Genomic DNA, 24061 nt, shown 5'->3' on the forward strand with positions numbered 1-24061 from the left:
TCACGCTGGTGCTGCTGGGGCTGTCGCTGTAGCGAGGATCCGCTGCGCGACGGCCACCGCCCTGGGCTGGCACAGGCCCTCGGCGGCGCGGACCGCCCTCTCGCCGAACGCGACGGCGGTCTCGCGGTCGCCGAGGGCCAGGTGCAGGCGGCACAGCTGGCCGAGCACGCGGTCACCGGCCCAGCGGCGGCCCGACCGTGCGATCGCGTCCGCGCACCACTGCGCGTACCGGGCGGCGTCGCGCAGCCGGCCCTCGACCTCGGCGCCGATGGCCAGCGCGAACGACAGCCCCAGCTCGCCGTAGTGGTCCTCGGCGTCGAACAGGCTCCGGAGCACCTCGTCGTCGTCGCTCAGCCCCGTCCCGGTCCGGCACAGCTCCGCGGCCCTGCGCGCCATCTCCAGCGCCTTGCCCGGCCTGCCGAGCTCCAGCGCGGTGTGGGCGTAGTCGGTCCGCGCGAACGCCTCGCCACGCCAGTCGCCGGCCTCGTGGAAGGCCACCAGCGACCGTTCCAGGTAGGCGATGCACTCGTCGTCGTTCGCGAGGTTGTAGTGCACGAAGCTGATGTCCTGCAACGCCATCGCGGCCCGGCTCTGGTCGCCGTGCTCCTCCAGCAGCGCCAGCGCCGCCTGGATGTGCGCCATGGCCCGCTCGTTGTCGCCCCGCACCGCGTGCACGATGCCGACGTGGTGCAACGCGCTCGCCTCACCGGTCGGCGCACCCACCTGCCGCATCAGCGCGAGACCGCGTTCGAAGTGGTCCTGCGCCTCGTCCAGCTCGCCCGCCTCGCGCGCGATGATGCCGAGCAGGCCGTGGACCGAGGCCTCCCCGCGCACGTCACCCATCTGCCGCATCAGGTCGAGCGCCTCGCGCAGGTACTTGCCGGGGTTGCCGCCGGGCCGGGCCAGGTGCGCGCGGCCCAGGCCCTTCAACGCCTCCGCGCGGGCCGCGAGGTCGCCGAGCTGGTGCGCGGCGGCCAGCGCGAGGCTCTGCACCTCGACCCGGTCGCGTCCGTAGCCCCGGTTGAGCATGAACTGCGACAGGTGGTGCGGCAGCTGCCAGGCGTGCTCGTAGTGGCCCTGGTAGGCGGCCAGGTACACGGCGGCCTTGAGGTTGCGGCGTTCGGCGTCGAGCCACGCGGAGGCCAGGCGGGCGTTCGTGAGCGGCGGCGGGTCGAACGGCGGGTACCGCACGGCGGAGGGGATCCGCGGGTTGCCCGGCGACATCCGGAACTCCGCCACGGCGGCGTTGTGCAGGTAGTGGTCGAGGACGCGGACGACCGCCTCCTCCCGCTCCTCCGGCAGGACACCGGCCTTCGCGTGCTCGGCCAGCAGGTCGTGGAAGCGGTAGCGGCCGTTCTCCCGCTGCTGCACCAGGTGCACGTCGAGCAGCTCGTCCAGCAGCCGTTCGGCCTCGTTCGCGGTCGTGCCGATCAACGCGGCCGCGAGGTGGGCGTCCCAGTCGTCGCCGGGGTGCAGCCCGAGCAGCCGGAACAACCTCTGCTGCTCGCCGGTGAGCTGCTCGTAGCTCATCGCGAACGCCTTGGCGACGCTGCGCTCCCCCGCCGCCAGCTCGGTCAGCCGCTGCTCGCCGAGCCGGCGCCGGAGGTCCCGCGCCGTCCAGGCCGGCCGCGTCCGCCACCGCGCCCCGGCGATCCGCACCGCCAGCGGCAGGTGCCCGCACAGCCGCACGATCTCGCGCATCGCCGCCGCGTCCTCGCCGCGGTGCGGCCCGACGATGCTCGTGAGCAGGTCCAGCGCGTCGCGTTCCGGCAGCACGTCCAGCGAGATCGTGTGCGCCGCGTCCAGGTCCACCAGCCGGCGCCGGCTCGTGACGATCACCAGCCCGCTGCCCGGCAGCAGCGGCCGGACCTGCGCCGCACCACCCGCGTTGTCCAGCACCACCAGCGCCTTGCGGTGCGCCATCTCGGCACGCCACAGCGCCGCCCGCGCGTCCAGCTCGTCCGGGACGTCCTTCGCGGACACCCCGAGCGCCGTCAGCAACGCCAGCAACGCGTCCTGCGGCGTCCGCGGCTCGACGCCCTCGGTGTGGGAGTGCAGGTCCACGAACAGCTGCGCGTCCGGGAACCGCTCCTTGAGCCGGTGCGCCGCCCGCACCGCGAGCGTCGTCTTGCCGATGCCCGCCATGCCGTCGATGGCCGTGATCGCCACGCACCCCGACGGCACCGCCGCCAGCACCCTGGCCAGGTCCTCCTCGCGCCCGGCGAAGTCCGCGATGTCGCCGGGCAGGTCGTTGCGCGCCCTGGGCCGGTTGTCCGCCCGCAGCACCTGCTGGTGCGCCTGCTGCAGGTCCCTGCCGGGATCGACGCCGAGCTCGTCGGCGAGCCTGCGGCGGACCTCCTCGTAGGTCCGCAGCGCCTCCGCCTGCCGCCCGCACCGGTGCAGCGCGTGGACGAGCTGCGCCCACATCCGTTCCCGCGCCGGGTGCTGCCGGGTGAGCGTGCGCAGCTCCGGCACCAGCTGCTCGTGCCGGCCGGCCCGCAGGTCCTGCTCGATCCGCGCCTCCAGCACCGCCAGGTACCGCTCCACCAGCGCGGGCGCGTGGTCGCGTTCCAGCCGGTCGCTGCCGATGTCCGCGAACGGCCGCCCGCGCCACAGCGCCAGCGCCCGTTCCGGCTCCAGCCGCCCGAACAGGTGGACGTCCACCTCGTCCGGCTCGACGTCGATCAGGTACCCGCCCGGCTGCGTCCTGACGAGCCCCGGCACCCCGAGGTCCTCCCGCAACCGGCCGACGGTCGTCTGCACCGCGTTGCGCGTCCCGCCGACGAGCTCCACCAGCTCGTCCACCCCGACCACCTGCCGGGCCCGCAGCAGCAACGCCGCCAGCACCACCCGCCGCTTGCCCGGCGGGACGTGGACGCGGCGCCCGTCGAGCACCACGTCCAACGGCCCGAGCAGCCGGAACACCCTCACTCCCACCGGCCCCAGCGCACGACCTCCTCGAACGCCGCCCGCTTCCGCCGCCGCGGCGACGCGTCCTGCGAGAGCTCCGACTCCGCCGCGTGCCCGACCGCGATCGCCCCGATCGGCTCGTAGGCCTCCGGCACCCCGAACTCCTCGCGGAACGCCGCCCACGTCTCCCGCGGCATCCCGAAGAACACCGCCCCCAGCCCCTCGTCGACCACGGTCTGCAGGATCAGCAACGCCGCCATGCCCGTGTCGATGTGCCAGTACGGCACCGGCCAGTGGTCCTCGCTGCGGTCCGTCCACCCCTTGTCGGGCTGCGCGTACCGGTCCAGGTAGACGTCCTTGGCCGACATCGGCACCACGACCACCGGCGCCGCCATCGTCTCCTCCGAGGCCCACACCTCGAAGAACTTCTCCCGGTACCGCTGCAACGACTCCCCCTGCAACACCAGGAACCCCTGCCCCTGCGAGAACCCCGCCGACGGCCCGCGCACCGCGTTGCGCATGATCCGCCGCACGCTCTCATCGCTGACCGGCTCGTCGGTGAACTTCCGCACCATCCGCCGCTTGCGCACGACGTCCTGGAACTCCACGCCAACCTCCCCACAGATCCGCCTGGCCTCGACCGTAACGGAACGCGGTCCGGAGGGGGCGAAGCCGAAGGCGAGGCGTGAACTCATGATCGAGCCGAAGGCGAGGCGTTTCAGCCTTTCCTCGGGCGGTTCCGCGGTGGGTGGCTTCCCCGTCTAGCGCTCCGATCGTCTGCCGGGCCTGAGGAGGGGTGTCAAACCGACACGCTTTTCGTTCCTGGATCGCTAAACGGGGAAGACGCCCACCGCAACGCAAGCACCAACGCAACCGGCAGCCGCTCTACGCAACAGGCGTGCCATCTACCTGCTCACAGCGCTGGCCGGCTTCTTTGGGAGTGTCGGGGTCTGGGGCGGAGCCCCAGGAAGCCCCCAGGAAGCCTCTACAACCGCCGCAACCCGGCCAGCACCCGCTCCATCAACTCCCCATCCGGCCGGTCGTCCCCATAGGTCGACGCAGTCCGGTGGACATCGATCAACCCGTGCGCAGCCATGTCCCCCAGCAGCACCTTGGTCACCCCCAGCGGCAACCCCCGCAACGCCGCGATCTCCGCCACCGACCGCGGCAGCGAGCACAGCGTGAGCACCTCCTGGTGCTCGGGCCGCACGGCCGTGGCCGACCGCTCGTTGACCGACACCAGCGTCTCGATTTCGAGGTGCACCTCGGACGTCGTGCGCCCGCCGGTCCACGCGTACGCACGCACGATGGACGCCGACGACTCGATCGGCGGCAACGGCGGCACGGGTTCGAACGGTGCCGTGGCGTACGGATCGGGCTTCGAGTACAGGTCCGGCCTCGGGTGCCGGCCGGGTTTGGCGTAGCGGTCCGTCCGCTCGTACGGGTCGGCCGCGTGCGGGTCGGGCGGGTTCGAGTCGACGACCCAGTCCGGCTCCGGCTCCGGCTCGCGCTTCGCCCTACCCTTGCGGCCGCGGCGGCGGATCCGGTCGCTGTCGAGGCTGAAACCACTGATCAGGTCACCGAAGTTGACCTGCTGGTCGTCGGGCTCCCTCATGCCAGCTCTGCCCGCAGTTCCGGCGTGAGCAGCTGACCCACCTGCCGCACGACGACCGTCATCTCGTAGGCGACCTGCGAGACGTCACAGCCCGCGGAGGCGAGCACGGCCAGGACGGAACCGTCGCTGATCGACATCAGCAGCATGACGCCGCGGTCCATCTGCACCACCGTGCGCACGACCGCCTCGCCCGCGAAGCACTGCGACGCGGACGCGGCGAGCGAGACGACGCCCGCGACGATCGCCGCGAACTGCTTGCTCGACTCGGGTGGGAGCTTCGACGAGGAGACCAGCACCAGGCCGTCGGCGGAGATCACCACCGCGTGCTCGATGCCGGGCGTGCGTTCGGCGAAGTTGGTGACCAGCCAGCCGAACTGGTCCACCTGCGTGCTCATCGACTCTCCTGCCGGTCGGGAAGGCCCTTCTGCACGCCGCGCTGGAAGGCGTCGAGGAAGCCTCGGGCCGACTCGGGCGTCTGGCGTGCGGGGGGCGGCGGGGTGCTCGCAGCGGGTGCGTCGAACCAGGACATGTGCTGTCCCGGCACGCGCGTGGTCATCTGCGTGGTCTGCTCCTCGATCGCCTCCCCGCGGAAAGACTCCCAGGACTCTTCCCGCCGTGGTGCCAGTTCGGCCGGAACCAACACGATCGCGCGAGTTCCCTTGCCTTGTTGCGCGTCGAGACGTACCACGATCTGGTGGCGCGCCGCGAGCCTGCCGACGACGAAAAGTCCCATTTCGCGGAAGACCTGCACGTCTGCGCCCTCACCGGCGGCCTCCAGCCGGCCGTTGACGACGGCCAGCGCCTCGCGGTCGATGCCGATGCCGCGGTCGACGACGTCGATCTGCACGATGTCGCCGGCCTCGATGGACGCGCTGATCTCGACCTGCGTCTGCGGCGGCGAGAAGGCCGTCGCGTTGTCCAGCAGCTCGGCCAGCAGGCGGACGAGGTCGCTCGCGACGTACCCGACGACCTCGGCGCCGGGCGCGGTGTGCACGACGACGCGCTGGTACTGCTCGATCTCCGCGGCCGCCGCGCGCAGCACGTCGGTCAGCGGGATCGGGCGGGTGAAGCGCCGGGCCACGTCGCCGCCGGAGAGCACCATGAGGTTCTCGTTGTTGCGGCGCATGCGGGTGGCCAGGTGGTCGAGCTTGAACAGGTTCGCGAGCTGCTCCGGGTCCTCCTCGAACTTCTCCAGCTCCTCCATGAGCTTGAGCTGGCGTTCGACGAGGCTCTGGCTGCGGCGCGAGAGGTTCACGAAGATGTTGCGCATGTTGGCGCGCATGCCGGCCTGCTCGACGATCGAGCGGACCGCCTGCTGGTGCACCGCGTCGAACGCCCGCGCCACCTGGCCGAACTCCTCGGTGGTGTGCACCGGCACCGGCTCGACGTCGGTGCTGCCGCGGCCGGTGGCCACCATCTCCGGCAGCTTCTCCCAGGCCACGTCCAGTGCGGAGCGGCGCAGGGCGTTGAGCGAGCGCAGCAGGTAGCGGCCGACGACGAACCCGATGGAGCCCGCCAGCACGAGGCTCGCGAACAGCAGCGCCGACGCGGTGCCCGCGGCGTCGCTGGTCTCGTCGCGCAGCCGGTTCACGGTGTCGCGCAGGTCGGTCTGCAGACCCTGCACGACGCCGTCGAGCGAGTCGGCGACCGCGCCGGAGGCCCTGGTCCAGTCCGCCGCCGCGATCGGCAACGGCCGGGGCCTGGTCCCGCCCGCCGCCACCGAGTCCGACGTCGGGTGCAGCACCGCGGCGCTCAGCATCCTGCGCTGGGCCTCGATGTCGGGCCCGTTGAAGCCCGTCCAGTAGGAGCTCAGCTGCTGCGGCGTCGCGAGCGCGGCGAACTGGCCGGCGATGTAGCTGAGCTTGACGTTCGACTCGACCAGCGACCGCACCTCGGCCTGCGCGAGCAGACCGCGGGTGAGGCCGGACAGCACGACCGCCTGCTGGTAGAGGACCTCCTCCTGCACGTGCAGCGCGTGGTGCAGGCCCATGGCGGTCTTGGACAGCGTCGCGTCACCGAAGTCGCTCGCGAGGACCTCGTCGACGTCGAGCATCGACTCGGTGAGCGAGGTGTACTCCTTGACGGCGGCCGGCACGTCGGTGGTCTGCGCGCGCAGCGCGGGCAGCCGCTCGATCTTGGCGTGGACGTCGCCCATGCGGGCGGTGACGACGTCGCTGAGCGTGGCCTTCCCGATCGCCGCGCGCAACGCCTGCCGCGCCTCGTCGGTGCGGCGCACCTGGTCCTGCAGGACCTGCGGGCCGGTGCCTTCCGCGACGGCCCGCCGTTCCGCCTGGACGCCTTCGATCACCGGGATCAGGGCGGTGCGGACCTTCTCCAGCCGCTGCAGAGCGGCGTAGGAGTCGGCCCGCACCATGTGCGAGTGGATCTGGAGGACGCCGGAGACCACCGCGATGGTGACCGGGACGATCAACACCGCGGCGAGCTTCACCGGCAGGCGCCAGTTGCGCCAGTTGACGAGCGAGGTGAACATCGGCTCAGACGAAGAGCTTCGCCGCGTTCAGGAAGAGCCGGTAGAGGCCGTAGGCGAGCGGGATGCCCACCCACAGCCACGCGCCCACCAGCAACGGCAGCTGCGACTTCTCCTCCTGGGCAGAGTTCACTTCCGGGCTCACTTCCGGGCTCACTTCTGCACCACGCCTTCCGACTCGTCCGCGTCCGCGGCCTTCTGCACGGCGGCGTCCGCCGCCTCGGCCTCGTTCCACCTGGCGGCCGCGGCCCCGTCACCGGCCGCGTCCCCGGCCCGCGTGGTCGCGGACTCGGCCACGGGCTCGTGGAACCTCGGGTTGACCGGGCGGATCAACTCGTTCGCGACGAAACCGACGACCAGCAGCGAGATCATGATGTAGAACGACGTCGCGTACAAGTCCGGCCCGGAGTGCCCGGCCTTCTTGCCCGCGTCCGCGATGGCGTTGACGATCAGCGGCCCGAGCACGCCGGCCACCGACCACGCGGTGAGCAGGCGGCCGTGGATCGCGCCGACCTGGTAGGTGCCGAACAGGTCCCGCAGGTAGGCGGGAACGGTCGCGAAGCCCGCGCCGTAGAACGACAGGATCACCATCGCGCCGACGACGAACAGCGGCACGCTGGTCGAGCCGAACGTCAGCAGCAGCAGGTACAGCAGCGCGCCGACACCCAGGTAGATCCGGTAGATGTTCTTGCGCCCCACCAGGTCCGAGGTGGACGACCAGACGATCCGGCCGGCCATGTTCGCCGCGCTCAGCAGTGCGACGAAACCGGTGGCGGCCGCCGTGGCGACCGGCGTCGACGACTCCTTGAAGAAGTCGACCAGCATCGGCGCCGCCTTCTCCAGGATGCCGATGCCCGCGGTGACGTTGAAGCACAGCACGACCCAGAGCAGCCAGAACTGCGGCGTCCTGATCGCGTTGTTGGCGGAGACGTTGTGCGCGACCACGGCCTTTGGCCGGTCCTTGGCCAGCGCCGCCTTCGCCGCCTCGAACTCCTTGGAGGGCAGGCGGATCAGCAGCACGCCGACGGTCATGAAGACGGCGTAGGCGATGCCGTGGACGAGGAACGCCTTGCCGATGCCCGAGGTCGAGGTGTTGCCGAACGCGGTCAGCATCGACGTGGACCACGGGGACGCGATCAACGCGCCGCCACCGAAGCCCATGATCGCGATGCCGGTCGCCATGCCCGGCCGGTCGGGGAACCACTTGATCAGCGTCGACACCGGCGAGATGTAGCCGATGCCCAGCCCGATGCCGCCGACGAGGCCGTACCCGAGCACGACGACCCAGTACTGGCCGGCCCACACGCCGGCGGCCGAGATCAGCAGGCCCGAGCAGAAGCAGACGAGCGACATGAACATCGCCCAGCGCGGGCCGCGGCGCTCCACGGTCGTCCCGAGCACGGCCGCCGACAGGCCCAGCATCACGATGCCGAGCTGGAAGGGCAGTGCGCTCTGCGTTCCGGTGATGCCGAGCGATTTCTCCAGCGGGGTCTTGAAGACGCTCCAGGCGTAGGCCTGTCCAATGGAGAGATGAATCGCCAGCGCCGCGGGCGGAACGAGCCAGCGGTTCCATCCGGGAGGCGCGACCGTGCGTTCGCGCGCTAAGAACCCCACTTTATCCCCAACCGTCACAAAAACGCGGACCGGACGATCCTAGGCCAGCCGCACACGTGCGACAACGGTCTGGACCTGTCGCACCGCTGTTGCGCATCTCGCAACTCCGGCGCCTGCCCCGAAGATCATCGCTGGTCAACCATTTGAGACGAATGGACATGTCCGGTTTCGGCCGGATCCCGGTACCTGAGCTGTGCGCGAAGGCGTTGACTGGACACGTGCGGACGCTAGAGTGTGCCCGCACGCAGGAGGGGCGGGAACCGATGACCAAGGCGATGTGGTCGCCTGGCGAAACACAGCACGGGCAACCGGAAATCCGGGGTTTCGCGTCGTTCGACGACCCCGACGTCCCGTCGTACGTCGATTCCAACGGCAATCCGAACTTCACGCTGATTCAACAGAGCGATGAATTCCGGGCGTTACGCCGCCGGCTCACGACGTTCGTCTTCCCGATGACCGCTTTGTTCCTCGCCTCGTACCTGACGTTCGTGCTGCTGTCCGCGTATGCCAAGGACTTCGTCAGCACGAAGGTGATCGGTGTGATCAACCTCGGGATCCTGCTGGGTCTCGGGCAGTTCGTCGTGTCCATCGTCATCACGCTCTCCTACGCGCGTTACGCCAAACGGAGGCTGGACCCGCAGCGCAGGCTGCTCGCCGAGAAGACCGGCGTCGAGGAGTAAGCAATGCCCACCACCGGCAACCCGGTGCTGAACCTCAGCGTCTTCGCGGTGTTCGTCCTGATCACCCTCTACATCGTCTACCGGGCGAGCAGCCGCAACGTCACGGCGTCGGACTACTACGCGGCGGGCAGCTCGTTCACCGGCGCCCAGAACGGCGTGGCGCTGTCCGGCGACTTCCTGTCGGCCGCCTCGTTCCTCGGCATCTCCGGCGGCATCGCGGCGCACGGCTACGACGGCTTCCTGTACTCCGTCGGCTGGGTCGTGGCGTGGCTGGTCGGCCTGCTGCTGATCGCGGAGGGCCTGCGCAACACCGGCCGCTTCACCGTCGGCGACGTGCTGGCGTTCCGGATGCGGCAACGCCCGGTCCGCGCGGCCGCGGCGAACGCGACGCTGGTGATCTCGTTCTTCTACATGATCGCGCAGATGGCGGGCGCGGGCGGCCTGATCGCGTTGCTGCTCAACGTGTCCTCGAAGTGGGGCCAGGCGCTGCTGATCGCGGTGGTCGGCATGGTCATGGTGCTCTACGTGCTGGTCGGCGGCATGAAGGGCACGACCTGGGTGCAGATCATCAAGGCCGTCCTGCTGCTGCTCTGCGTGACGCTGATGAGCATCTTCCTGCTGGGCAAGTTCGGGTTCAGCCTGTCGGCGATCATGGAGCAGGCCACCGAGAACAACGAGCTCGGCACCGCCGTGCTCGACCCCGGCGCGAAGTACGGCATCAGCACGATGTCCAAACTGGACTTCGTGTCGCTGGCCCTGTCGCTGGTGCTGGGCATCGCGTCGCTGCCGCACGTGCTGATGCGCTTCTACACCGTGCCGAACGCCGCCGAGGCACGCCGTTCGGTCGTGTGGGCGACCTGGACGATGGTCATCTTCTACCTGTGCACGCTGGTGATCGGCTTCGGCGCGATGGCGCTGGTGGGCACCGACACCATCGCGGCGGCACCGGGTGGCGAGAACTCGGCGGCACCGCTGCTGGCGTTCCGCATCGGTGGCGCGGTCCTGCTGGGTGTGGTGTCCGCCGTCGCGTTCGCCACGATCCTCGCCGTGGTCGCGGGCCTGACGCTGGCGGCGTCGGCCTCGTTCGCCCACGACGTGTACGCCAACGTCATCAAGCGCGGCAACGCGGAGCCCCGCCGCGAGATCCGGGTCGCACGCCTCACCGCCATCGTCGTCGGGGTGCTGTCGATCATCGGCGGGATCGCGGCGAACGGCCAGAACGTGGCGTTCCTCGTGTCGCTGGCTCTGGCGCTGGCCGCGTCGGCGAACCTGTCCACGATCCTCTACACGCTGTTCTGGCGGCGCTTCAACACCACCGGCACGCTGTGGAGCATCTACGGCGGCCTCGGGTCGTGCCTGCTGCTCATCATCTTCTCGCCGGTCATGTCCGGGTCGCGGACGGCGATCTTCCCCGACGTCGACTTCGCGTGGTTCCCGCTGGGCAACCCCGGCCTGGTGTCGATCCCGTTCTCGTTCCTGTGCGGGTTCCTGGCCACGATCTTCTCGAAGCCCGAGCCGGAGAACGCGCGACTGGCGGCGGAGATGGAGGTCCGCGCCATCTCCGGCATCGGCGCCCGCACGTGATCAGCCCGGGATGATCCCGGCCTCGTGGGCGATGATCGCGGCCTGCACCCGGTTCCGCACGCCGAGCTGACGCAGGATCGTGCTGACGTAGACCTTCACCGTGCCCTCCACGACGTGGATGCGCGCGGCGATCTCGGCGTTGGACAGGCCGGCTCCGACGAGTCCGAGCACCTCGCGTTCCCGTGCGGTGAGGACCGCGATCCGTTGTTCCGCCTGCGGCCGTGGGTGGGCGCGGGAGAGTTGGTCGACGACTCGCTTCGCCACCAGCGGTGACAGGTACGCGGCGCCGGACGCCACGGCCCGGACCCCGGCGATGATCTCCTGTGGGTCGCCGGTCTTGAGCACGAACCCCGCGGCACCCTCCGCCAGGGCCCGGCTGATGTACGCGTCGTCGGCGAACGTGGTGAGCACCAGCGTCCTCGTGCCGGGATGGCACTCGCGGATCACCTTCGCCGCGTCCAGCCCGTCGAACACCGGCATGCGGATGTCGAGCACGGCCACGTCCGGCCGGTGGCGGGCGACGAGGTCGATCGCCTGGCTGCCGTTCTCCGCCTCCGCGACCACCTCGACGTCCCCTGCCGTGGCGAGCACGGCCCGCACCCCGAACCTGACCACCGGCTCGTCGTCCGCGAGCACGACCTTGATCAACCGCTCCTCCTGGCGAGCCACACCTTGGACACGAGCCGATCATCCCGGAAGCACAGCTGGTGCAGGTCGTGGCGGTCGTGGTCGAACGGGTTGGCGTGCGTGCTGTAGTAGCGGCACTCGGTTCCGGGCGGCGCGGTGACGCCCAGCGGGTTGTCCACGCGGGTGCGCAGCGGCAGGTCCAGGTCGTCCTCGGCCTGCCCTGGCCGCGCCCGTTCGAACTGCTGCGGCGTGAGAACGGACGTCACCGCGTCGAACACCATGTAGCCCGGCACGCCGACCGCGATTCCCGCGCACACGACCGTGGTGATCAGCACGGTGCGTTTGGCGGTCTTGCGGATCTCCTCCTCCGTGCGCTCCCTCCGCACGTGCGTGGGCGTGGTGCGCGGGAGTGGGCGTTCCGGCAGCTTCGCCCGCACCTCGAACCCGGTGGCGGTCGGTCCCGCGTCGAACCGGCCGCCGACCAGCGCGACGCGTTCGGCCAGGCCCACCAGGCCCTTGCCGCTGCCGACGGCGTGCGTGGCGGGCGCCGGGCCGTTGGTGATCCGCAGGTCCAGGTCCGCGCTCAGCTCGACGGTCACCCTGGCGCCGGGGGCGTGCTTGATCACGTTCGTCAGCGCCTCGGCCACCACCCGGTGCACGGTCCTCGCGATGATCCCGTCGAGCGGCTCGGTGCGGTGGTTGGTGAGCGCCACGTCGAGGCCGGACCGTGCGACGACCTCCTCGACCGTCGCGACCGGCTCGTCCTCGTCGGCGCGCAGGACCTGCATGACGTCCGCGAGCCGTTCGGCGGCCGCCGTGACACTGGTTCGTGCGGTCCTGGCGGCCTCGCGTTGCTGTGGGGTGAGCGTCGGTTCCAGTTCCAGCGCACCGACCAGCAACGCGGCTCTGGCCAGTTCGTGGCCCACGAGGTCGTGCATCTCACCGGCCAAGCGCGCGCGTTCGGCGTCACGGGCGTTGTCGGCGTCGCGTTCCAGCAGCGCCGCGTGCTCCCAGCCGACCTCCTGCAGCTCCGCGTACCTGCGGCGGAACCGCCCGAACGCCCACGGCACCACGCCCAGCACGCCGATGCCGGAGGTGACCGCGAGCGCGGTGTCCGAGCCGCCGCGTTCGGTCAGCGCCACGACCACACCGGCGAACTCGGCGACGGCGAGGGTGATCGCGCTCGCCCGCGGGTCACGCGCGTGCCGTCCGGCGAAGAAGCTCGTGACCGCGAGCGCCGGCGCCAGGGCGACCACACCGGTGGCGCTGTCGAGCTCGACCCGCACGAGGTAGCAGACGAGCCACGCGCTGAGCATCGACCCGAGCGCCACCGCGGGCCGGGCGCGCACGACGACGAGCGCGGCGGCGAACACGGCGAGGTAGAGCACGACCTCCCACACAGCGAGCCGGCCCGCCCTCGACGTCACGCCCGCCCCGGCCACCGGCAGTGCCGCACCCACCCACAGGACCAGCCTCAGCCACACGGGCCCCATCATCCCAGGCGGCTGAACACCACGGTCGGCGCGTCGTCGTTGTGACGCCGCTTCTTCCGCAGCAGCAGCGCGATCACCCACGACACCACCGCTCCGAACACCAGACCTGCCAGCACGTCGTGTACATAGTGGACACCGACGACGACCCGCGACGCCGCCGCCGCGAGCGCGCAGACCGCCGCGACCCACCCCAGCGTGCGGTGCATCGCCCAGATCGCCATCGCCGACGCACCCGCGATCACGGAGTGGTTGCTGGGGAACGACCAGTCGCCCGGCTCCGGGCACGGCGCGAGCGAAGGCGTTGTGCGGCAGGGCCGTTCCTCCTGCACCACCAGCTTCACGACCTCGCTCGCCGCGTACGCCACCACGACCCCCGCCCCGGCGAGGAACGCCCGCAGCCGGAACCGCAACCACAGGAACGCGAACATCAGCGCGAACACACCCAGCACCGCGTCGGTGCCCACCGTCAGCCAAGTCACCCGGCCGAACCTACGAACCACGGCCCGCGCGCACCTCTGCCGATCGGAACCGGCCCGACCTGTCTTTCGACAGGGTGGTGCGTCAGCCCCGGTGCTCGCCGGCCATGCGCAGCACGAGGTCGTGGTACTCCGGCGGGTTGCCCGCGCCGTTGCGGCCGTCGATCAGCTCGCGCACGACGTCGCAGTGTCCCGCGTGGTGCGCGGTCTCGGACACCACGCGGACCAGCAGGTGCCCGAACGTGGTGTGGCGCTTGTGCTCGGCCCACCACGGCACCGACGCGGGCGCGTCGAGCGGCAGGGTGGCGATCGAGGAGTCGGTGTGCCGCCAGGCCGTGCGGTACAGGTCGAGCAGGAACTCGCGGCTCTCCTCCGGCCTCGCCCACATGTCGGCGCCGTCCCAGATCGAACCGTCCTCGACCCACGGCAGCGCGACCGGTGCCGGACGGCCCACGCAGTCGCCGAGGTAGCCGAGCTCGATGCCGGCCAGGTGCTTGACCAGGCCGAGCAGGTTGGTGCCGCTGGGCACGAGCGGGCGGCGGACGTCGTACTCGCTCAGACCGTCCAAAGAGGACACGACGGCGTCGCGGGTCTCCTGCAGGTAGTGGCGCAGGTCGTCGGCAATCATCCGCCGAGTCTCCCCGAGCGGCGGTGGACGGGAGTCACGAACCGGGGAAACGGGCGGCACCGACGTTTGTGCGACCGCCTCGCCGGAAACCAGGAGGGCATGACTGAACCCCAGCAGTTCACGACGCCGGAGGGTGGCGGCGAGCCGGTCGACGAGGAGCCGGACGCGGTCGCGGTCGCGGCGGGCGAGGGTGGCCACGTCACGGCACCCGAGGAGACCGCCATGCACATCGAGGACACCGAGGAGGGCGGCGGCCGGGTCGACCGGCCGGACGACGGCTACCTCGACCGGTGAGTACGCAGAGTTACGTCCGATCCAACCGGGTGTCACTCGAAAGATGCTTGAGTTCTGCTTGAACAGCCGCTCGTCTAGGACACAAGCTGACCTCAAGTGGTCATAGAGTCCTTCTTGTCGGACAAACGAGCGAAGGACACCAGCGATGACCACCACCGAGATCCTCACCGGCGAGCGGGCGGACCTGCTCGAAAGCCTGCGGCAGCACCGCTGGTTCCTGCTCTTCACCGCGCAGGGCCTCACCGACGAGCAGGCCGCGGCCACGCCGACGGTCAGCTCGCTGGGCATCGGCGGCCTGATCAAGCACGTGACGGCGGTCGAGCAGGCCTGGGTCCGGTTCATCGAGCACGGCACGTCGGCGATGGAGACCGACCACGAGTCGACGGACTACGAGAACCACGCGGCGACCTTCCGGATGGAGCCGGGCGAGACGCTGGCGGGCATCATCGAGCGCTACAACGAGGTCGCGGCGTACACCGACGAGCTGGTCGAGTCGGTCGACCTGGACCTCTCGCACCCGCTGCCGGCCGCGCCGTGGTTCCCCGAGGGCGCGACCAGGTCGGCACGCCGGGTGCTGGTGCACATCATCGCCGAGACCGCGCAGCACGCCGGGCACGCGGACATCATCCGCGAGACGATCGACGGCCAGAAGACGATGGGCTGAGCCCAGCCGAGCAGCCGCACCCCCGCGTCCGGACCAGGGCACGGGGGTGCTCGCTCGTCCGGCTAGGGCTTCGGCGGCGAGAACGCCGACAGGAACTGGTCGCGGAAGTCGCTCATCCGCGACACCGGGGCCGACGCGCCCGGCCGCAGGCCGTCGTCCCACCTCCAGGCCTCGACCTGCCGCAGCACCGCGGGGTCCTTGGCGACGATGGTGATCGGCACATCCCGCGAGGCGCCCTCACCGGTCACCAGCTGCGCCGGCTGGTGGTCGCCGAGGAACACGAAGACCAGGTTCTCGTCGCCGTACCGTTCGAGGTAGGAGACGACCGACTCCAGCGAGTACGACACCGAGTGGGCGTAGTCGGCGCGCACCGCGGCCGGGTCGCGGCCGAAGATCGACTCCGGCGGGTCGTTCGAGGCGGGCATCGTGGCGTAGACCGAACCGTCGCCCAGCTCCTCCCAGTCCACGAAGTCCGGCGTCGGCGACCACGGCGCGTGCGAGGACACCATCGGGATCGCCGCCATCACCGGGCCGTGCTGCTTCGCGCGCTCGTTGCGCTGGAACGACTCCAGCGTGAACTGGTCGGGCGTCGTGGCGTACCCGAAGCGCGGGCCGGTGTAGCCGAGGTCCTGTGCGGCGTAGACCCGGTCGTAGTGGAAGAAGTCCCCTTCCGGCCACGCCTGCGTGATGCCGGGCACGACACCGACCGAGCGCCACGACGCCTCGCGGAACGCGCGCGGCAACGTGAGCCGGTCGCTCGCCACCAGGTTGCGGTACCGCTGCTGGTTGTCGATCCACAGTCCGGACAGCAGCGTCGCCTGCGCCATCCAGCTGCCGCCGCCGGCTGTCGGCGAGGTCAGGTACGCCGACTTCGCCGTGTACCCGCGGGCCTTGAGCCGCGCGCCGCCGTCCGCGAGCTTCGCCGCCACGTCCGGCATCTCCAGCGCAGATTTGCCGTAGCTCTCCACGAACGTGAACACGACGTCCTTGCCCTGCAGCTCCGACAGCAGCCCCTGGTGCCCGCGGAACGCGTCGACCGAGGCCTCGGCGGCGAACACCTCCTGGTCGCGCAGCCCCGCCTGGAAGCGCCGGGCGTGGTCGGCCACCGAGGTCGCCGCCGCGTCGGAGTAGACCGGAACCCCGGGCACCGCAAGGGAAACGCACGCCACGGCGGCCAGCGCCACGACCCTGATCGCGATCGGGCGCCGGCTCGCCGCGACCGAACCGAGCCGCTGCACCGACACCGCCGCCACGAACACGATCCCGGCGACCAGCGCGACCGCGAGCCCGACGGCCAGCACCGAGGCGAACCGGCCGAACGTCACGTCCACGAAGTCGACCGCGGGCACCAGCAGCGGCCAGTCGAGCACCAGGTCGAACGGCCGGTACAGCACCACGTCGAACCCGATGTCCATGATCTTCACGACGGTGAATACGCCCAGCGCCCCACCGAGGACGAGCGCCGCGGGCCTGCGGAACCGCTCCGGCAGCAGCGCCAGGACGAGCACGCCGACGAGGCCTTCGAGCGGCACCCGCAGGAACGCCTCCGGCGTGAACTTCTCCAGGTCGCTCGGTGCGATGAGCACGAACAACACGAACAGCCCCGCCAAGACCGTGGCCATCCGCCGCAGCACCATCTTCACCGAGTTTCCCCTTTCCCGCGCTATGGGAGTAAACGCGCCCCGACCCGCGACCGGTTCAGCTGCACTAGCATCGGCGGTGTGACCCGCCCGCACGTTCTGCTGAGCGTGGCCGTCAGCCTCGACGGCCACATCGACGACCGCGGCGCCGAGAGGTTCCCGCTTTCCAACGCCGAGGACTTCGACCACGTCGACCGGATGCGCGCGGAGTCCGACGCGATTCTGGCCGGAGCCGAGACGTTGCGGCGTGACAACGCGCGCCTGCTCGTCTACAGCGACGAGCGGCGCGCGCGCAGAATAGCCGACGGAAAACCGGAGTTCCCGCTGCGGGTGACCGTCACCAGGAGCGGTCAGCTGGATCCTGAGCTGCGGTTTTGGCACTGCGGCGGCGAGCGGCTGGTCTACTCGCGGACGACGCCGACGACCGTCGACCACCTCGCCGAAACGAAGACCTTCAGCGAATTCGCGGAAATCCTGGACGACCTGGGTGAACGCGGCGTGCGAAAGCTCATGGTCGAAGGCGGCACGAGCATTCACACCGCGTTCCTGCGCGCCGGGCTGGCCGACGAGATCAGGGTGGCCGTCGCGCCGATGCTCATCGGGCAGGCGAGCGCCCCGCGTTTCGTGAATCCCGCGGAATTCCCCGGTGGACCGGCCCGCCGATTCCACCTGGAGGACGTAGCGAAAGTCGGAGACGTCGCCGTGCTGCGCTACTTCCCGAAAGTCAGCTCGTCCTCGTCCTGAGCAGGCCGAGGAACTGCTCGCGGCGGTAGACCGCGATCACCAGCGCCCACACCACAAAGATCAGCGGCAGCGTCGCGTCGTCGAGGCCGCCGCCGGTCACGAGGAAGATCTCGGTGAGCGCGGCGCCGGCCATGATCCCCGCGAGCGCCAGTGCCGCGATGCCGCAGATCCGCGGGACCAGCAGGCCGAGCGCGGTGGCGATCTCCAGCACACCGGTGAGGTAGCGGAACCACTGCCCGAAGCCGATGTCGTCGAACTTCGCGACGAACTGGTCGGTGAACAACGCGTAGCCGTTCAGGACGAACTGCACGGCAAGCGCGATCTGCAGGATCCAGACGACGATGTTGCCGATCTTCGCCGCGGTCGAGGTCTGCTCAGGCATGGCGGGATCCTCCCACCGCGGCGGGGGCGTTGCGCCACAGCCACAGCACATCGCGACCGAACGACCACACCAGCGACACCAGCGCGAGACCCGCGACGACCGCCGCGAACGGCACGAGCCCCGACGCCGCCACGACCAGGAAGATCCCCTGCACCGCGGCCACGACCTTGCGCGCGTAGCTGGCCGGCAGCGGCGCGTTCAGCCAGCGCCACCGCCACGACGCGGCGACGAACACGTACCGCATGAGCCCGATCGCGAGCACCCACGGACCGACCTGCACGGCCACGTACGCGCTCAGCACCAGGATCAGGAACGCGTCGACCTCCATGTCGAACCGCGCACCCAGCGCGGTCGACGTCCCGGTGCGGCGCGCGACCTGCCCGTCGACCCAGTCGAGGGACAGCGCGACCGCGGCGAGCGTCACGACCAGCCCGACCGGCACGTCCTGACCGGCGCGGTCGGCGACCAGCGCGGTCACCGCCCCGACCAGCAGGCCGCGTGCCAGCGTGACCCGGTCAGCGGGGCCGAGCGCGGCGACGCGGTGCCGTTGCATGCCGTAGCCGAGGAACGCCCAGGTGGCGAACCCGTAGGCCAGACCGGCGGCCCACCCCAGCGCCCCGAGCCCGGCCGTCGCGGTCACGACCGCGAGCAACCCGGCCTGCGCCCCCGCCCACATGCCCGGCTCCGGGCTGACGCGAGGCACCGCCTGGGCGGTGCGAGACCCCCGCGTGACAGCAGCGGAGCGGCCGGTGTGCTGAAGTGTGGTCATCAGAGGCCCCTAGTGGACTTCGTGCGGTGGAGGTGTTGTGAGTGACACGTACGGCGGATGCCTTTTGGCTCAATGAATCCGGAAACGGGGAGGTTCGGCGGGTCGCACTGGCCGAGCCGGGGCCGGGTGAGGTCGAGGTGCGCACGCTGTTCTCGGGCGTCAGCCGCGGCACGGAGACGCTCGTCTTCCGCGGTGGCGTGCCGGAGAACCAGTACGCGACGATGCGGGCCCCCTTCCAGGACGGCGACTTCCCGTGGCCGGTCAAGTACGGGTACCTCAACGTCGGCGTCGTCGAACACGGCCCCGGACAGCTGCTCGGGCGCACGGTGTTCTGCCTCTATCCACATCAGACCCGTTACGTGGTCCCGGAAACGGCCGTCACGCCGGTCCCGGACGGTGTTCCCGCTGCTCGCGCGGTGCTCGCGGGCACCGTGGAGACGGCCGTGAACGCCGTGTGGGACGCACGTCCGTTGATCGGCGACCGGATCGCGGTCGTCGGCGGCGGCATGGTCGGGTCGAGCATCGCCGCGGTGCTCGCGACGTTCCCCGGCGCGCGGGTCCAGCTCGTGGACGCCGACCCCGGCCGTGCGGACGTCGCCGACCGGCTGGGCGTCGGGTTCGCGTTGCCGGACAACGCACTCGACGGCTGCGACCTCGTGTTCCACGCCAGTGCGACGGAGGCCGGGCTCACCACCGCGTTGAACCTGCTCGCGCCGGAGGGCCGGGTGGTGGAGCTGAGCTGGTACGGGGACCGGCGCGTCGCCGTGCCGCTGGGCGAGTTCTTCCACTCGCGGCGGCTCACGATCCGCAGCAGCCAGGTCGGCACGGTCGGCCGTCCCGACCGCAGCTACGCCGAACGCATGGCGCTGGCCCTGGACCTGCTCGCCGACCCGCGGTTCGACGCGTTGATCACCGGCTCCAGCGCGTTCGAGGAGCTGCCCGCGGTCATGCCGAAGCTGGCCGACGGGCAGATTCCTGCGCTGTGCCACCGGATTGACTACGGTCAGGGCCATGTTCCCGAGTGACACCACGGTCGACGTCCGCGGGCGGCGCGTGGCCGTGCTCCCGGTCGGCAGCACCGAGCAGCACGGCCCCTTCCTGCCGCTGGCCACTGATGCGGTGATCGCGTGGACCATCGCGTCGGCGCTGGCGCAGGCGTACGAGGTCCGGCTGCTCCCGCCGGTCCAGTTCTCGTGCTCGCAGGAGCACGCCGACTGGCCGGGCACCGTCAGCATCTCCGCGCGCACGCTGATCTCACTGATCACGGACATCGCGGACTCGTTGCGGCACAACGGTGTGGAGCACCTCGTGCTGGTGAACGCGCACGGCGGCAACTACGTTCTCTCGAACGTCGTGCAGGAAGCCGGCGGGATGGCCCTGTTCCCCGGTCGCGACGACTGGGCGTTCGCACGGGAGAAGGCCGGTGTCGAGACCTCGGCGTACAGCGACATGCACGCGGGTGAGCTGGAGACCTCGATCCTGCTGCACACCCACCCCGATCTCGTCCGTCCCGGCTACGAATCCGCTGACCACCTGGCGGAGGACCGGCGGCACATGCTCACCCTGGGTCTGGCGCCGTACACGTCGTCCGGCGTCATCGGCCGGCCCTCGCTCGCGTCAGCGCGCAAGGGCGAGCTCCTGCTCGCGGGGCTGGTCGAGTCGTTCCGCCACCAGCTCGACCTGGTCGACGGCCTTGCGCCGTGACGTGACCAGGACGACCGCGCCGGGCAGGCTCGCGATCAGCGCGAGCACGCCGTAGACGATGCCGGTGGTGAACCCCTGCTGAGCGCCCAGCCCGGCGGCACCGAACGCCACCGCGAGGAACGCCTCACGCGGGCCGAACCCGCCGATGTTCACCGGGATCGCCATGACCAGCAACGCGACGACGACGACCGGTGCGAGCTGCGTGACCGTGGCGTGCGAGCCGGCGGCGCGGGCCGCGACGAGGAACATCGCGACGTAGCCCGCGACCGTGGCCGCGGAGAGCGCGACGACAGCGGGCCAGGTCCGCAGCGACAGCAGCCTGATGCCGTCCGCGAGCGTGTTGACCAGCACCCTGCGGACGGGCCCGACCCGCATGCCCACGGCGACGAGCGCGGCCAGGCAGGCGAGCACGACGGCCGCCGTGGTGGCGTCGGGCGTGAGGTCGAGGCCGGGGGCGGGGTGGGTGAACAGCACCACGACCCCGATCCCGACCAGCACGAACTGACCGGCGAAGCGCTCGAAGAACACCGCGCGCACACCGCGTCCGACGTCACCCGACTCCCTGCCGTGGTGCACCGCGCGGTGCACGTCGCCGAGCACGCCCGCGGGCAGGACGGCGTTGACAAGCTGGGCGCGGTAGTAGTCGCCGACCGCGGTCCGCACGGTCAGCGGCAGGCCGAGGCGGCGCGCGACGAGCACCCAGCGACCGGCGCTGAGCAGGGTCGTCGCGAACCCGATCGCCAGCGCGGCGGCGACGGAGAACGCGTCGATCGCGCGCAGCCCGTCGAGGAACGCCCCGGTGCCCAGGCGCAGGCCCAGGCCGACCAGGATGCCCACCGCCACCAGCAGGCGAAGCCACGGCCAGAACTTCTTCATCATGCAGCTCCCGGTAGTGCCAGCAGGTCGACGTGGTGGACCACCGCTGATGCCTCCCACCTGCGGCGCAGGTACTCGGGCGCCTCGGCGGCGAGTGCGGGTTCCTGCTCGACGGCCGCACCGACCCAGCCCGTCAGCCACTCCCTCTGCAGGGCGTCGGCGTGCGTGCGCCACGGGCTCGGCGCCGTCCGCACCGTCGCGCCCAGAGCCGTGAACGCCTCCTCGGCGACGGCCGGTGCGTCCGGTCCGAGCAGCCGCCGCCCGTCCACGACGCGGCGCTGGTGGGCGTTGAACGCGTCCTGGAAGGCGGCGTCGAGCGGCTCGGCCGGGTCGAACTCGATCCGGCCGGCCACGGAGAGCGTGAACAGTGCGGGCACATGAGCTTCTACGCAGGCCGCGGCCAGAGCGTTCACCTCGTCGGCGGTGAGCAGGTCGAGCAACGCGGAACAGGTGACCAGGTCGGCACCGGCGAGATCGGCGGCACGCAGCGCCGTGAGGTCGCCCTCCCGCGTCTCGGCGGTGACGTTCCCGACGGCGCTCACGCCGGCCCGCGCCAGCCCGAGCAGCCGGGGGTCGCGGTCGTGCAGCACCCAGTGCTGCGCGCCGCCGAGCCGCCCGGCGAGCCACCGTCCCATCGATCCCGTTCCACAACCCAGGTCACGGATCGTCAGCGGGTTTCGGTTCACCAGAGTTGCGCGGAGCACGTCGACGAGCTCGGTCGAGCGCGCCTGTGCGTCGGCGTTCTCCCGCAGTGCCAGCCATTCCGGGGCGAAGGTCATGCCCGCAGACTAGCCAGCACCCTCCGCAGCTCCCGGCCCGTTTGCTCCCAAGTGGACAGTTCGGCCCGCCGGCGCAGCGCCCGCGCCGCCAGCTCCGCGCGGAACTCGCGCTCGTCGAACCACCGGGTCAGCGCGGCCGCGAACGCGTCCTCGTCGCCGGCCGGGAGGAGCAGGCCGCCGTCCCGCAGCGCGTCGGGCACCGCGCTCGCGATCACCGGCAGACCGTGCGCGAGGGCCTCGGTGACGACCATGCCGTAGGTCTCGTTCCTGCTCGCCAGCACGAACAGGTCCGCGTTGACGTACGCGCTGGTCAGGGCCCCGCCGGTGAGCGGTCCGGGGAAGGTGACGCGGTCGTCGCGCGGGATCTCGCGCAGGAACGGCCGGTGCGGGCCGACGCACGTCAGCCGCCAGTCGCGGTCGATCCTGCGCAGCGCCCTGACCAGCACGTCCTGGCCTTTGCGCGGCGTGACCGACGCGACGCAGAGCAGGTTCGACCGGCCGTCCGTGCCGGTGGCGAGCGGGGCCGGGTCGGTGCCGGGAACGACGACGTGGACGTGCGCGAGCCCGTGCCTGGCCGCGATGCTCCCGGCCGCCGTCGGGCTGGTCGCGATGACCGCTGTCGCGGCGTGCAGGACCTCGCGTTCTCTGGCGTTGAGGTCGTGCGCGGTCTCCGGGTCCAGACCGGTCTCATCCGCCAACGGCAGGTGCACGAGCACGACGAGCTTCAACCGTTGTGCGTGCGGCACGACCACTTCGGGCACACCGCAGCAAACCAGGCCGTCGAGCAGAACCGTGTCACCGTCCGGAATGCCCGCAAGCGCTTGCCGCAACGCGGTGGTGTCACACGGACGCGGCCAGTCACCGGCGACGGCGACCTGTCGCAGGCCGTCGCCGACCTTGAGGTCGTAGACGTTGCCGCCGCTGGGACTGGCCGGATCGGCGACGTCAGCCGGCAGTACGAAGTGCACGTTCGTAGCTGGCCCACGCCACGTGCGACTCGTGGAGTGTGACGGTGATCCCATCGATCCCGTGAGCGCCCTCACCCAGCGACCCCGCCGCGATGGCGTCGGCGAGCTGGTCCGCGATGTGCTTGGCGAGCCACTCCGTGGACGTGTTGATGCCCGCGAACTGCGGTTCTTCGTCCAGGTTGCGGTAGTTGAACGCGGCCAGGACCTTGCCCAGCTCCTGGGTCGCCAGTCCGATGTCGACGACGATGTTGTCCTGGTCCAGCTCGGCACGTTTGAACGTTGCGTCCACCAGGAACGTTGCTCCGTGCAGACGTTGTGCCGGACCGAAGACCTCGCCGCGGAAACTGTGGGCGATCATCACGTGATCGCGGACGGTGATGCTGAACAGGGTGACCTCCGCTGTGCGGCCGGGTTACGGTGCGACGTCACTCCGAGCGTAGTTGAACGCTCGGCAGGCGCCTGGTGACGAGGGGACCCGAGATGTTCGAACAGGCCTTCAACGACGAAGACGTGGCGGAGTCCGACCTGGTGACCCGCCGTGGCACCTTCCGCGCGATCGCCTTCCGCGCGGACGGCCACGAACACATGGCACTCGTCTACGGCAAGACGAAGCTGCGCGAGAACGTCCTCGTCCGCATCCACTCCGAGTGCATGACCGGCGACATCTTCGGCGCCATGCGCTGCGAGTGCGGCGAACAGCTCGACGCGGCCCTCGACACCATCGTCCGCGAGGGCAGCGGCGTGCTCATCTACCTGCGCGGCCACGAAGGCCGCGGAATCGGTTTGGTGGCAAAGGTGCGCACCCACGTCCTGCAGGACGCCGGCATGGACACGCTGGACTCGGCCACCTCTCTCGGCCTGCCCGTGGACGTCCGCGACTACTCCCCCGCCGCGCGCGTGCTGCGGCACCTGCGCGTGCAGTCGGTCCGCCTGATGTCCAACAACCCGGACAAGATCGCGGCGCTGGAGGACAACGGCATCACGGTCAGCGCCCGCGTGCCGCTGCTCATGCCGCCCAACCCGCACAACATCGCGTACCTGACGGCGAAGCGCGACCGCCTCGGCCACGACCTGCCGCAGGTCGCCTCGTTCACGCTCCCGCACGCGCGCTGACCGCACGGGCTGC

26 protein-coding genes are annotated in these 24061 nt (G+C 71.0%); 8 read left to right on the forward strand and 18 right to left on the reverse strand.

Features of this window, described 5'->3' with window-relative positions:
• The 7 genes from ADL03_RS24825 to ADL03_RS24850 all read right to left on the reverse strand — a co-directional run bounded on the left by ADL03_RS24825 (position 1) and on the right by ADL03_RS24850 (position 8627).
• The gene (locus tag ADL03_RS24825) at positions 1–2937 is read right to left on the reverse strand and encodes a BTAD domain-containing putative transcriptional regulator (RefSeq protein ID WP_197288619.1); all 2937 of its coding nucleotides are present in this window, start codon (positions 2935–2937) and stop codon (positions 1–3) included.
• On the reverse strand, positions 2928–3518 hold the full coding sequence (locus ADL03_RS24830; RefSeq protein WP_053735946.1) for a nitroreductase family protein: 591 nt from the start codon (positions 3516–3518) through the stop codon (positions 2928–2930). The genes ADL03_RS24825 and ADL03_RS24830 overlap by 10 nt, the downstream gene beginning before the upstream one ends.
• Before the next feature lie 377 nt (positions 3519–3895).
• A complete protein-coding gene (locus ADL03_RS24835; protein ID WP_053735947.1) occupies positions 3896–4525 on the reverse strand; it encodes a DUF742 domain-containing protein in 630 nt (209 codons plus the stop codon).
• Positions 4522–4920 carry a roadblock/LC7 domain-containing protein gene (locus tag ADL03_RS24840; RefSeq protein ID WP_053735948.1) on the reverse strand — a complete coding sequence of 133 codons (399 nt, stop codon included), beginning with the start codon at positions 4918–4920 and terminating at the stop codon, positions 4522–4524. The genes ADL03_RS24835 and ADL03_RS24840 overlap by 4 nt, the downstream gene beginning before the upstream one ends.
• Positions 4917–7016: a nitrate- and nitrite sensing domain-containing protein gene (locus ADL03_RS24845; protein WP_053735949.1), complete on the reverse strand. Its 2100-nt coding sequence runs from the start codon at positions 7014–7016 to the stop codon at positions 4917–4919. The genes ADL03_RS24840 and ADL03_RS24845 overlap by 4 nt, the downstream gene beginning before the upstream one ends.
• Before the next feature lie 4 nt (positions 7017–7020).
• A complete protein-coding gene (locus ADL03_RS50270) occupies positions 7021–7146 on the reverse strand; it encodes a hypothetical protein (RefSeq protein ID WP_255353394.1) in 126 nt (41 codons plus the stop codon).
• Positions 7147–7166: 20 nt separating this feature from the next.
• Complete coding sequence (locus ADL03_RS24850; RefSeq protein ID WP_082373443.1) at positions 7167–8627, reverse strand: OFA family MFS transporter; 1461 nt, start codon at positions 8625–8627, stop codon at positions 7167–7169.
• A gap of 158 nt (positions 8628–8785) precedes the next feature.
• Between ADL03_RS24850 and ADL03_RS50855 the strand changes: the two genes are divergently transcribed.
• Together ADL03_RS50855 and ADL03_RS24860 are read left to right on the forward strand one after the other, a co-directional pair.
• A complete protein-coding gene (locus ADL03_RS50855; protein ID WP_369809024.1) occupies positions 8786–9307 on the forward strand; it encodes a DUF485 domain-containing protein in 522 nt (173 codons plus the stop codon).
• A 3-nt stretch (positions 9308–9310) separates the two neighbouring features.
• Positions 9311–10891 carry a cation acetate symporter gene (locus ADL03_RS24860; RefSeq protein WP_053735951.1) on the forward strand — a complete coding sequence of 527 codons (1581 nt, stop codon included), beginning with the start codon at positions 9311–9313 and terminating at the stop codon, positions 10889–10891.
• On the opposite strand, the gene ADL03_RS24865 is transcribed toward ADL03_RS24860, so the two are convergent.
• The 4 genes from ADL03_RS24865 to ADL03_RS24880 all read right to left on the reverse strand — a co-directional run bounded on the left by ADL03_RS24865 (position 10892) and on the right by ADL03_RS24880 (position 14115).
• Complete coding sequence (locus ADL03_RS24865) at positions 10892–11560, reverse strand: response regulator transcription factor (protein ID WP_304438811.1); 669 nt, start codon at positions 11558–11560, stop codon at positions 10892–10894.
• Positions 11536–13002, reverse strand: a complete 1467-nt coding sequence (locus tag ADL03_RS24870) for a sensor histidine kinase (protein ID WP_053735952.1) — start codon at positions 13000–13002, stop codon at positions 11536–11538. The genes ADL03_RS24865 and ADL03_RS24870 overlap by 25 nt, the downstream gene beginning before the upstream one ends.
• Positions 13003–13010: 8 nt before the next feature.
• Entirely contained in the window at positions 13011–13490 is a 480-nt protein-coding gene (locus tag ADL03_RS24875; protein ID WP_197288620.1) for a phosphatase PAP2 family protein, read from the reverse strand.
• Positions 13491–13572: 82 nt separating this feature from the next.
• Positions 13573–14115, reverse strand: a complete 543-nt coding sequence (locus ADL03_RS24880; RefSeq protein ID WP_082373444.1) for a DinB family protein — start codon at positions 14113–14115, stop codon at positions 13573–13575.
• Between the two features lie 99 nt (positions 14116–14214).
• On the opposite strand from ADL03_RS24880, the gene ADL03_RS24885 reads away from it, so the two are divergent.
• Complete coding sequence (locus tag ADL03_RS24885) at positions 14215–14409, forward strand: hypothetical protein (protein ID WP_157529185.1); 195 nt, start codon at positions 14215–14217, stop codon at positions 14407–14409.
• A 145-nt stretch (positions 14410–14554) separates the two neighbouring features.
• Complete coding sequence (locus tag ADL03_RS24890; protein ID WP_053735955.1) at positions 14555–15073, forward strand: DinB family protein; 519 nt, start codon at positions 14555–14557, stop codon at positions 15071–15073.
• Between the two features lie 62 nt (positions 15074–15135).
• Here ADL03_RS24890 and ADL03_RS24895 read toward each other — a convergent pair whose 3' ends face one another.
• Positions 15136–16710: a sulfatase-like hydrolase/transferase gene (locus ADL03_RS24895; protein WP_053736051.1), complete on the reverse strand. Its 1575-nt coding sequence runs from the start codon at positions 16708–16710 to the stop codon at positions 15136–15138.
• Positions 16711–16794: 84 nt separating this feature from the next.
• Here ADL03_RS24895 and ADL03_RS24900 point away from each other — a divergent pair, with 84 nt between their 5' ends.
• Complete coding sequence (locus tag ADL03_RS24900) at positions 16795–17457, forward strand: dihydrofolate reductase family protein (RefSeq protein ID WP_053735956.1); 663 nt, start codon at positions 16795–16797, stop codon at positions 17455–17457.
• On the opposite strand, the gene ADL03_RS24905 is transcribed toward ADL03_RS24900, so the two are convergent.
• Both ADL03_RS24905 and ADL03_RS24910 read right to left on the reverse strand, forming a co-directional pair.
• A complete protein-coding gene (locus ADL03_RS24905) occupies positions 17438–17839 on the reverse strand; it encodes a DoxX family protein (RefSeq protein ID WP_053735957.1) in 402 nt (133 codons plus the stop codon). The two genes, ADL03_RS24900 and ADL03_RS24905, sit on opposite strands and share 20 nt — an antisense overlap.
• Positions 17832–18608 (reverse strand): CDP-alcohol phosphatidyltransferase family protein, encoded by a 777-nt coding sequence (locus ADL03_RS24910; RefSeq protein WP_231642206.1) that lies wholly within the window; start codon positions 18606–18608, stop codon positions 17832–17834. Before ADL03_RS24910 ends, ADL03_RS24905 begins: the two co-directional genes overlap by 8 nt.
• 137 nt (positions 18609–18745) lie before the next feature.
• Here ADL03_RS24910 and ADL03_RS24915 point away from each other — a divergent pair, with 137 nt between their 5' ends.
• Positions 18746–19633, forward strand: coding sequence for a zinc-binding alcohol dehydrogenase (locus ADL03_RS24915; RefSeq protein WP_231642208.1), 888 nt, complete (start codon positions 18746–18748; stop codon positions 19631–19633).
• Positions 19620–20312, forward strand: coding sequence for a creatininase family protein (locus ADL03_RS24920; protein WP_053735960.1), 693 nt, complete (start codon positions 19620–19622; stop codon positions 20310–20312). Before ADL03_RS24915 ends, ADL03_RS24920 begins: the two co-directional genes overlap by 14 nt.
• On the opposite strand, the gene ADL03_RS24925 is transcribed toward ADL03_RS24920, so the two are convergent.
• From ADL03_RS24925 to ADL03_RS24940, 4 genes are read right to left on the reverse strand one after another with little or no spacing between them, the layout of a single operon-like run.
• On the reverse strand, positions 20226–21191 hold the full coding sequence (locus ADL03_RS24925; RefSeq protein ID WP_197288621.1) for a lysylphosphatidylglycerol synthase transmembrane domain-containing protein: 966 nt from the start codon (positions 21189–21191) through the stop codon (positions 20226–20228). The two genes, ADL03_RS24920 and ADL03_RS24925, sit on opposite strands and share 87 nt — an antisense overlap.
• On the reverse strand, positions 21188–21967 hold the full coding sequence (locus ADL03_RS24930; protein ID WP_053735961.1) for a class I SAM-dependent methyltransferase: 780 nt from the start codon (positions 21965–21967) through the stop codon (positions 21188–21190). The genes ADL03_RS24925 and ADL03_RS24930 overlap by 4 nt, the downstream gene beginning before the upstream one ends.
• Complete coding sequence (locus tag ADL03_RS24935; protein WP_197288622.1) at positions 21964–22935, reverse strand: glycosyltransferase family 4 protein; 972 nt, start codon at positions 22933–22935, stop codon at positions 21964–21966. The genes ADL03_RS24930 and ADL03_RS24935 overlap by 4 nt, the downstream gene beginning before the upstream one ends.
• Positions 22913–23293: a 6-carboxytetrahydropterin synthase gene (locus tag ADL03_RS24940; RefSeq protein WP_231642210.1), complete on the reverse strand. Its 381-nt coding sequence runs from the start codon at positions 23291–23293 to the stop codon at positions 22913–22915. The genes ADL03_RS24935 and ADL03_RS24940 overlap by 23 nt, the downstream gene beginning before the upstream one ends.
• Before the next feature lie 122 nt (positions 23294–23415).
• Here ADL03_RS24940 and ribA point away from each other — a divergent pair, with 122 nt between their 5' ends.
• On the forward strand, positions 23416–24048 hold the full coding sequence (gene ribA, locus ADL03_RS24945; protein WP_053735964.1) for a GTP cyclohydrolase II: 633 nt from the start codon (positions 23416–23418) through the stop codon (positions 24046–24048).
• The last annotated feature ends 13 nt before the right edge of the window (positions 24049–24061 follow it).

Source organism: Nocardia sp. NRRL S-836 (assembly GCF_001279525.1).
GTDB lineage: Bacteria > Actinomycetota > Actinomycetes > Mycobacteriales > Pseudonocardiaceae > Lentzea.

Bases quoted from the DNA above. Each gene is read 5' to 3' on its own strand.
- ADL03_RS24835 (WP_053735947.1), bottom strand. From the start codon at position 4,525: ATGAGGGAGCCCGACGACCAGCAGGTCAACTTCGGTGACCTGATCAGT.
- ADL03_RS24840 (WP_053735948.1), bottom strand. From the start codon at position 4,920: ATGAGCACGCAGGTGGACCAGTTCGGCTGGCTGGTCACCAACTTCGCC.
- ADL03_RS24845 (WP_053735949.1), bottom strand. From the start codon at position 7,016: ATGTTCACCTCGCTCGTCAACTGGCGCAACTGGCGCCTGCCGGTGAAG.
- ADL03_RS50855 (WP_369809024.1), top strand. From the start codon at position 8,786: ATGTCCGGTTTCGGCCGGATCCCGGTACCTGAGCTGTGCGCGAAGGCG.
- ADL03_RS24860 (WP_053735951.1), top strand. From the start codon at position 9,311: ATGCCCACCACCGGCAACCCGGTGCTGAACCTCAGCGTCTTCGCGGTG.
- ADL03_RS24880 (WP_082373444.1), bottom strand. From the start codon at position 14,115: ATGATTGCCGACGACCTGCGCCACTACCTGCAGGAGACCCGCGACGCC.
- ADL03_RS24885 (WP_157529185.1), top strand. From the start codon at position 14,215: ATGACTGAACCCCAGCAGTTCACGACGCCGGAGGGTGGCGGCGAGCCG.
- ADL03_RS24890 (WP_053735955.1), top strand. From the start codon at position 14,555: ATGACCACCACCGAGATCCTCACCGGCGAGCGGGCGGACCTGCTCGAA.
- ADL03_RS24895 (WP_053736051.1), bottom strand. From the start codon at position 16,710: ATGGTGCTGCGGCGGATGGCCACGGTCTTGGCGGGGCTGTTCGTGTTG.
- ADL03_RS24905 (WP_053735957.1), bottom strand. From the start codon at position 17,839: ATGCCTGAGCAGACCTCGACCGCGGCGAAGATCGGCAACATCGTCGTC.
- ADL03_RS24910 (WP_231642206.1), bottom strand. From the start codon at position 18,608: ATGACCACACTTCAGCACACCGGCCGCTCCGCTGCTGTCACGCGGGGG.
- ADL03_RS24920 (WP_053735960.1), top strand. From the start codon at position 19,620: ATGTTCCCGAGTGACACCACGGTCGACGTCCGCGGGCGGCGCGTGGCC.
- ADL03_RS24925 (WP_197288621.1), bottom strand. From the start codon at position 21,191: ATGATGAAGAAGTTCTGGCCGTGGCTTCGCCTGCTGGTGGCGGTGGGC.
- ADL03_RS24930 (WP_053735961.1), bottom strand. From the start codon at position 21,967: ATGACCTTCGCCCCGGAATGGCTGGCACTGCGGGAGAACGCCGACGCA.
- ADL03_RS24940 (WP_231642210.1), bottom strand. From the start codon at position 23,293: ATGATCGCCCACAGTTTCCGCGGCGAGGTCTTCGGTCCGGCACAACGT.
- ribA (WP_053735964.1), top strand. From the start codon at position 23,416: ATGTTCGAACAGGCCTTCAACGACGAAGACGTGGCGGAGTCCGACCTG.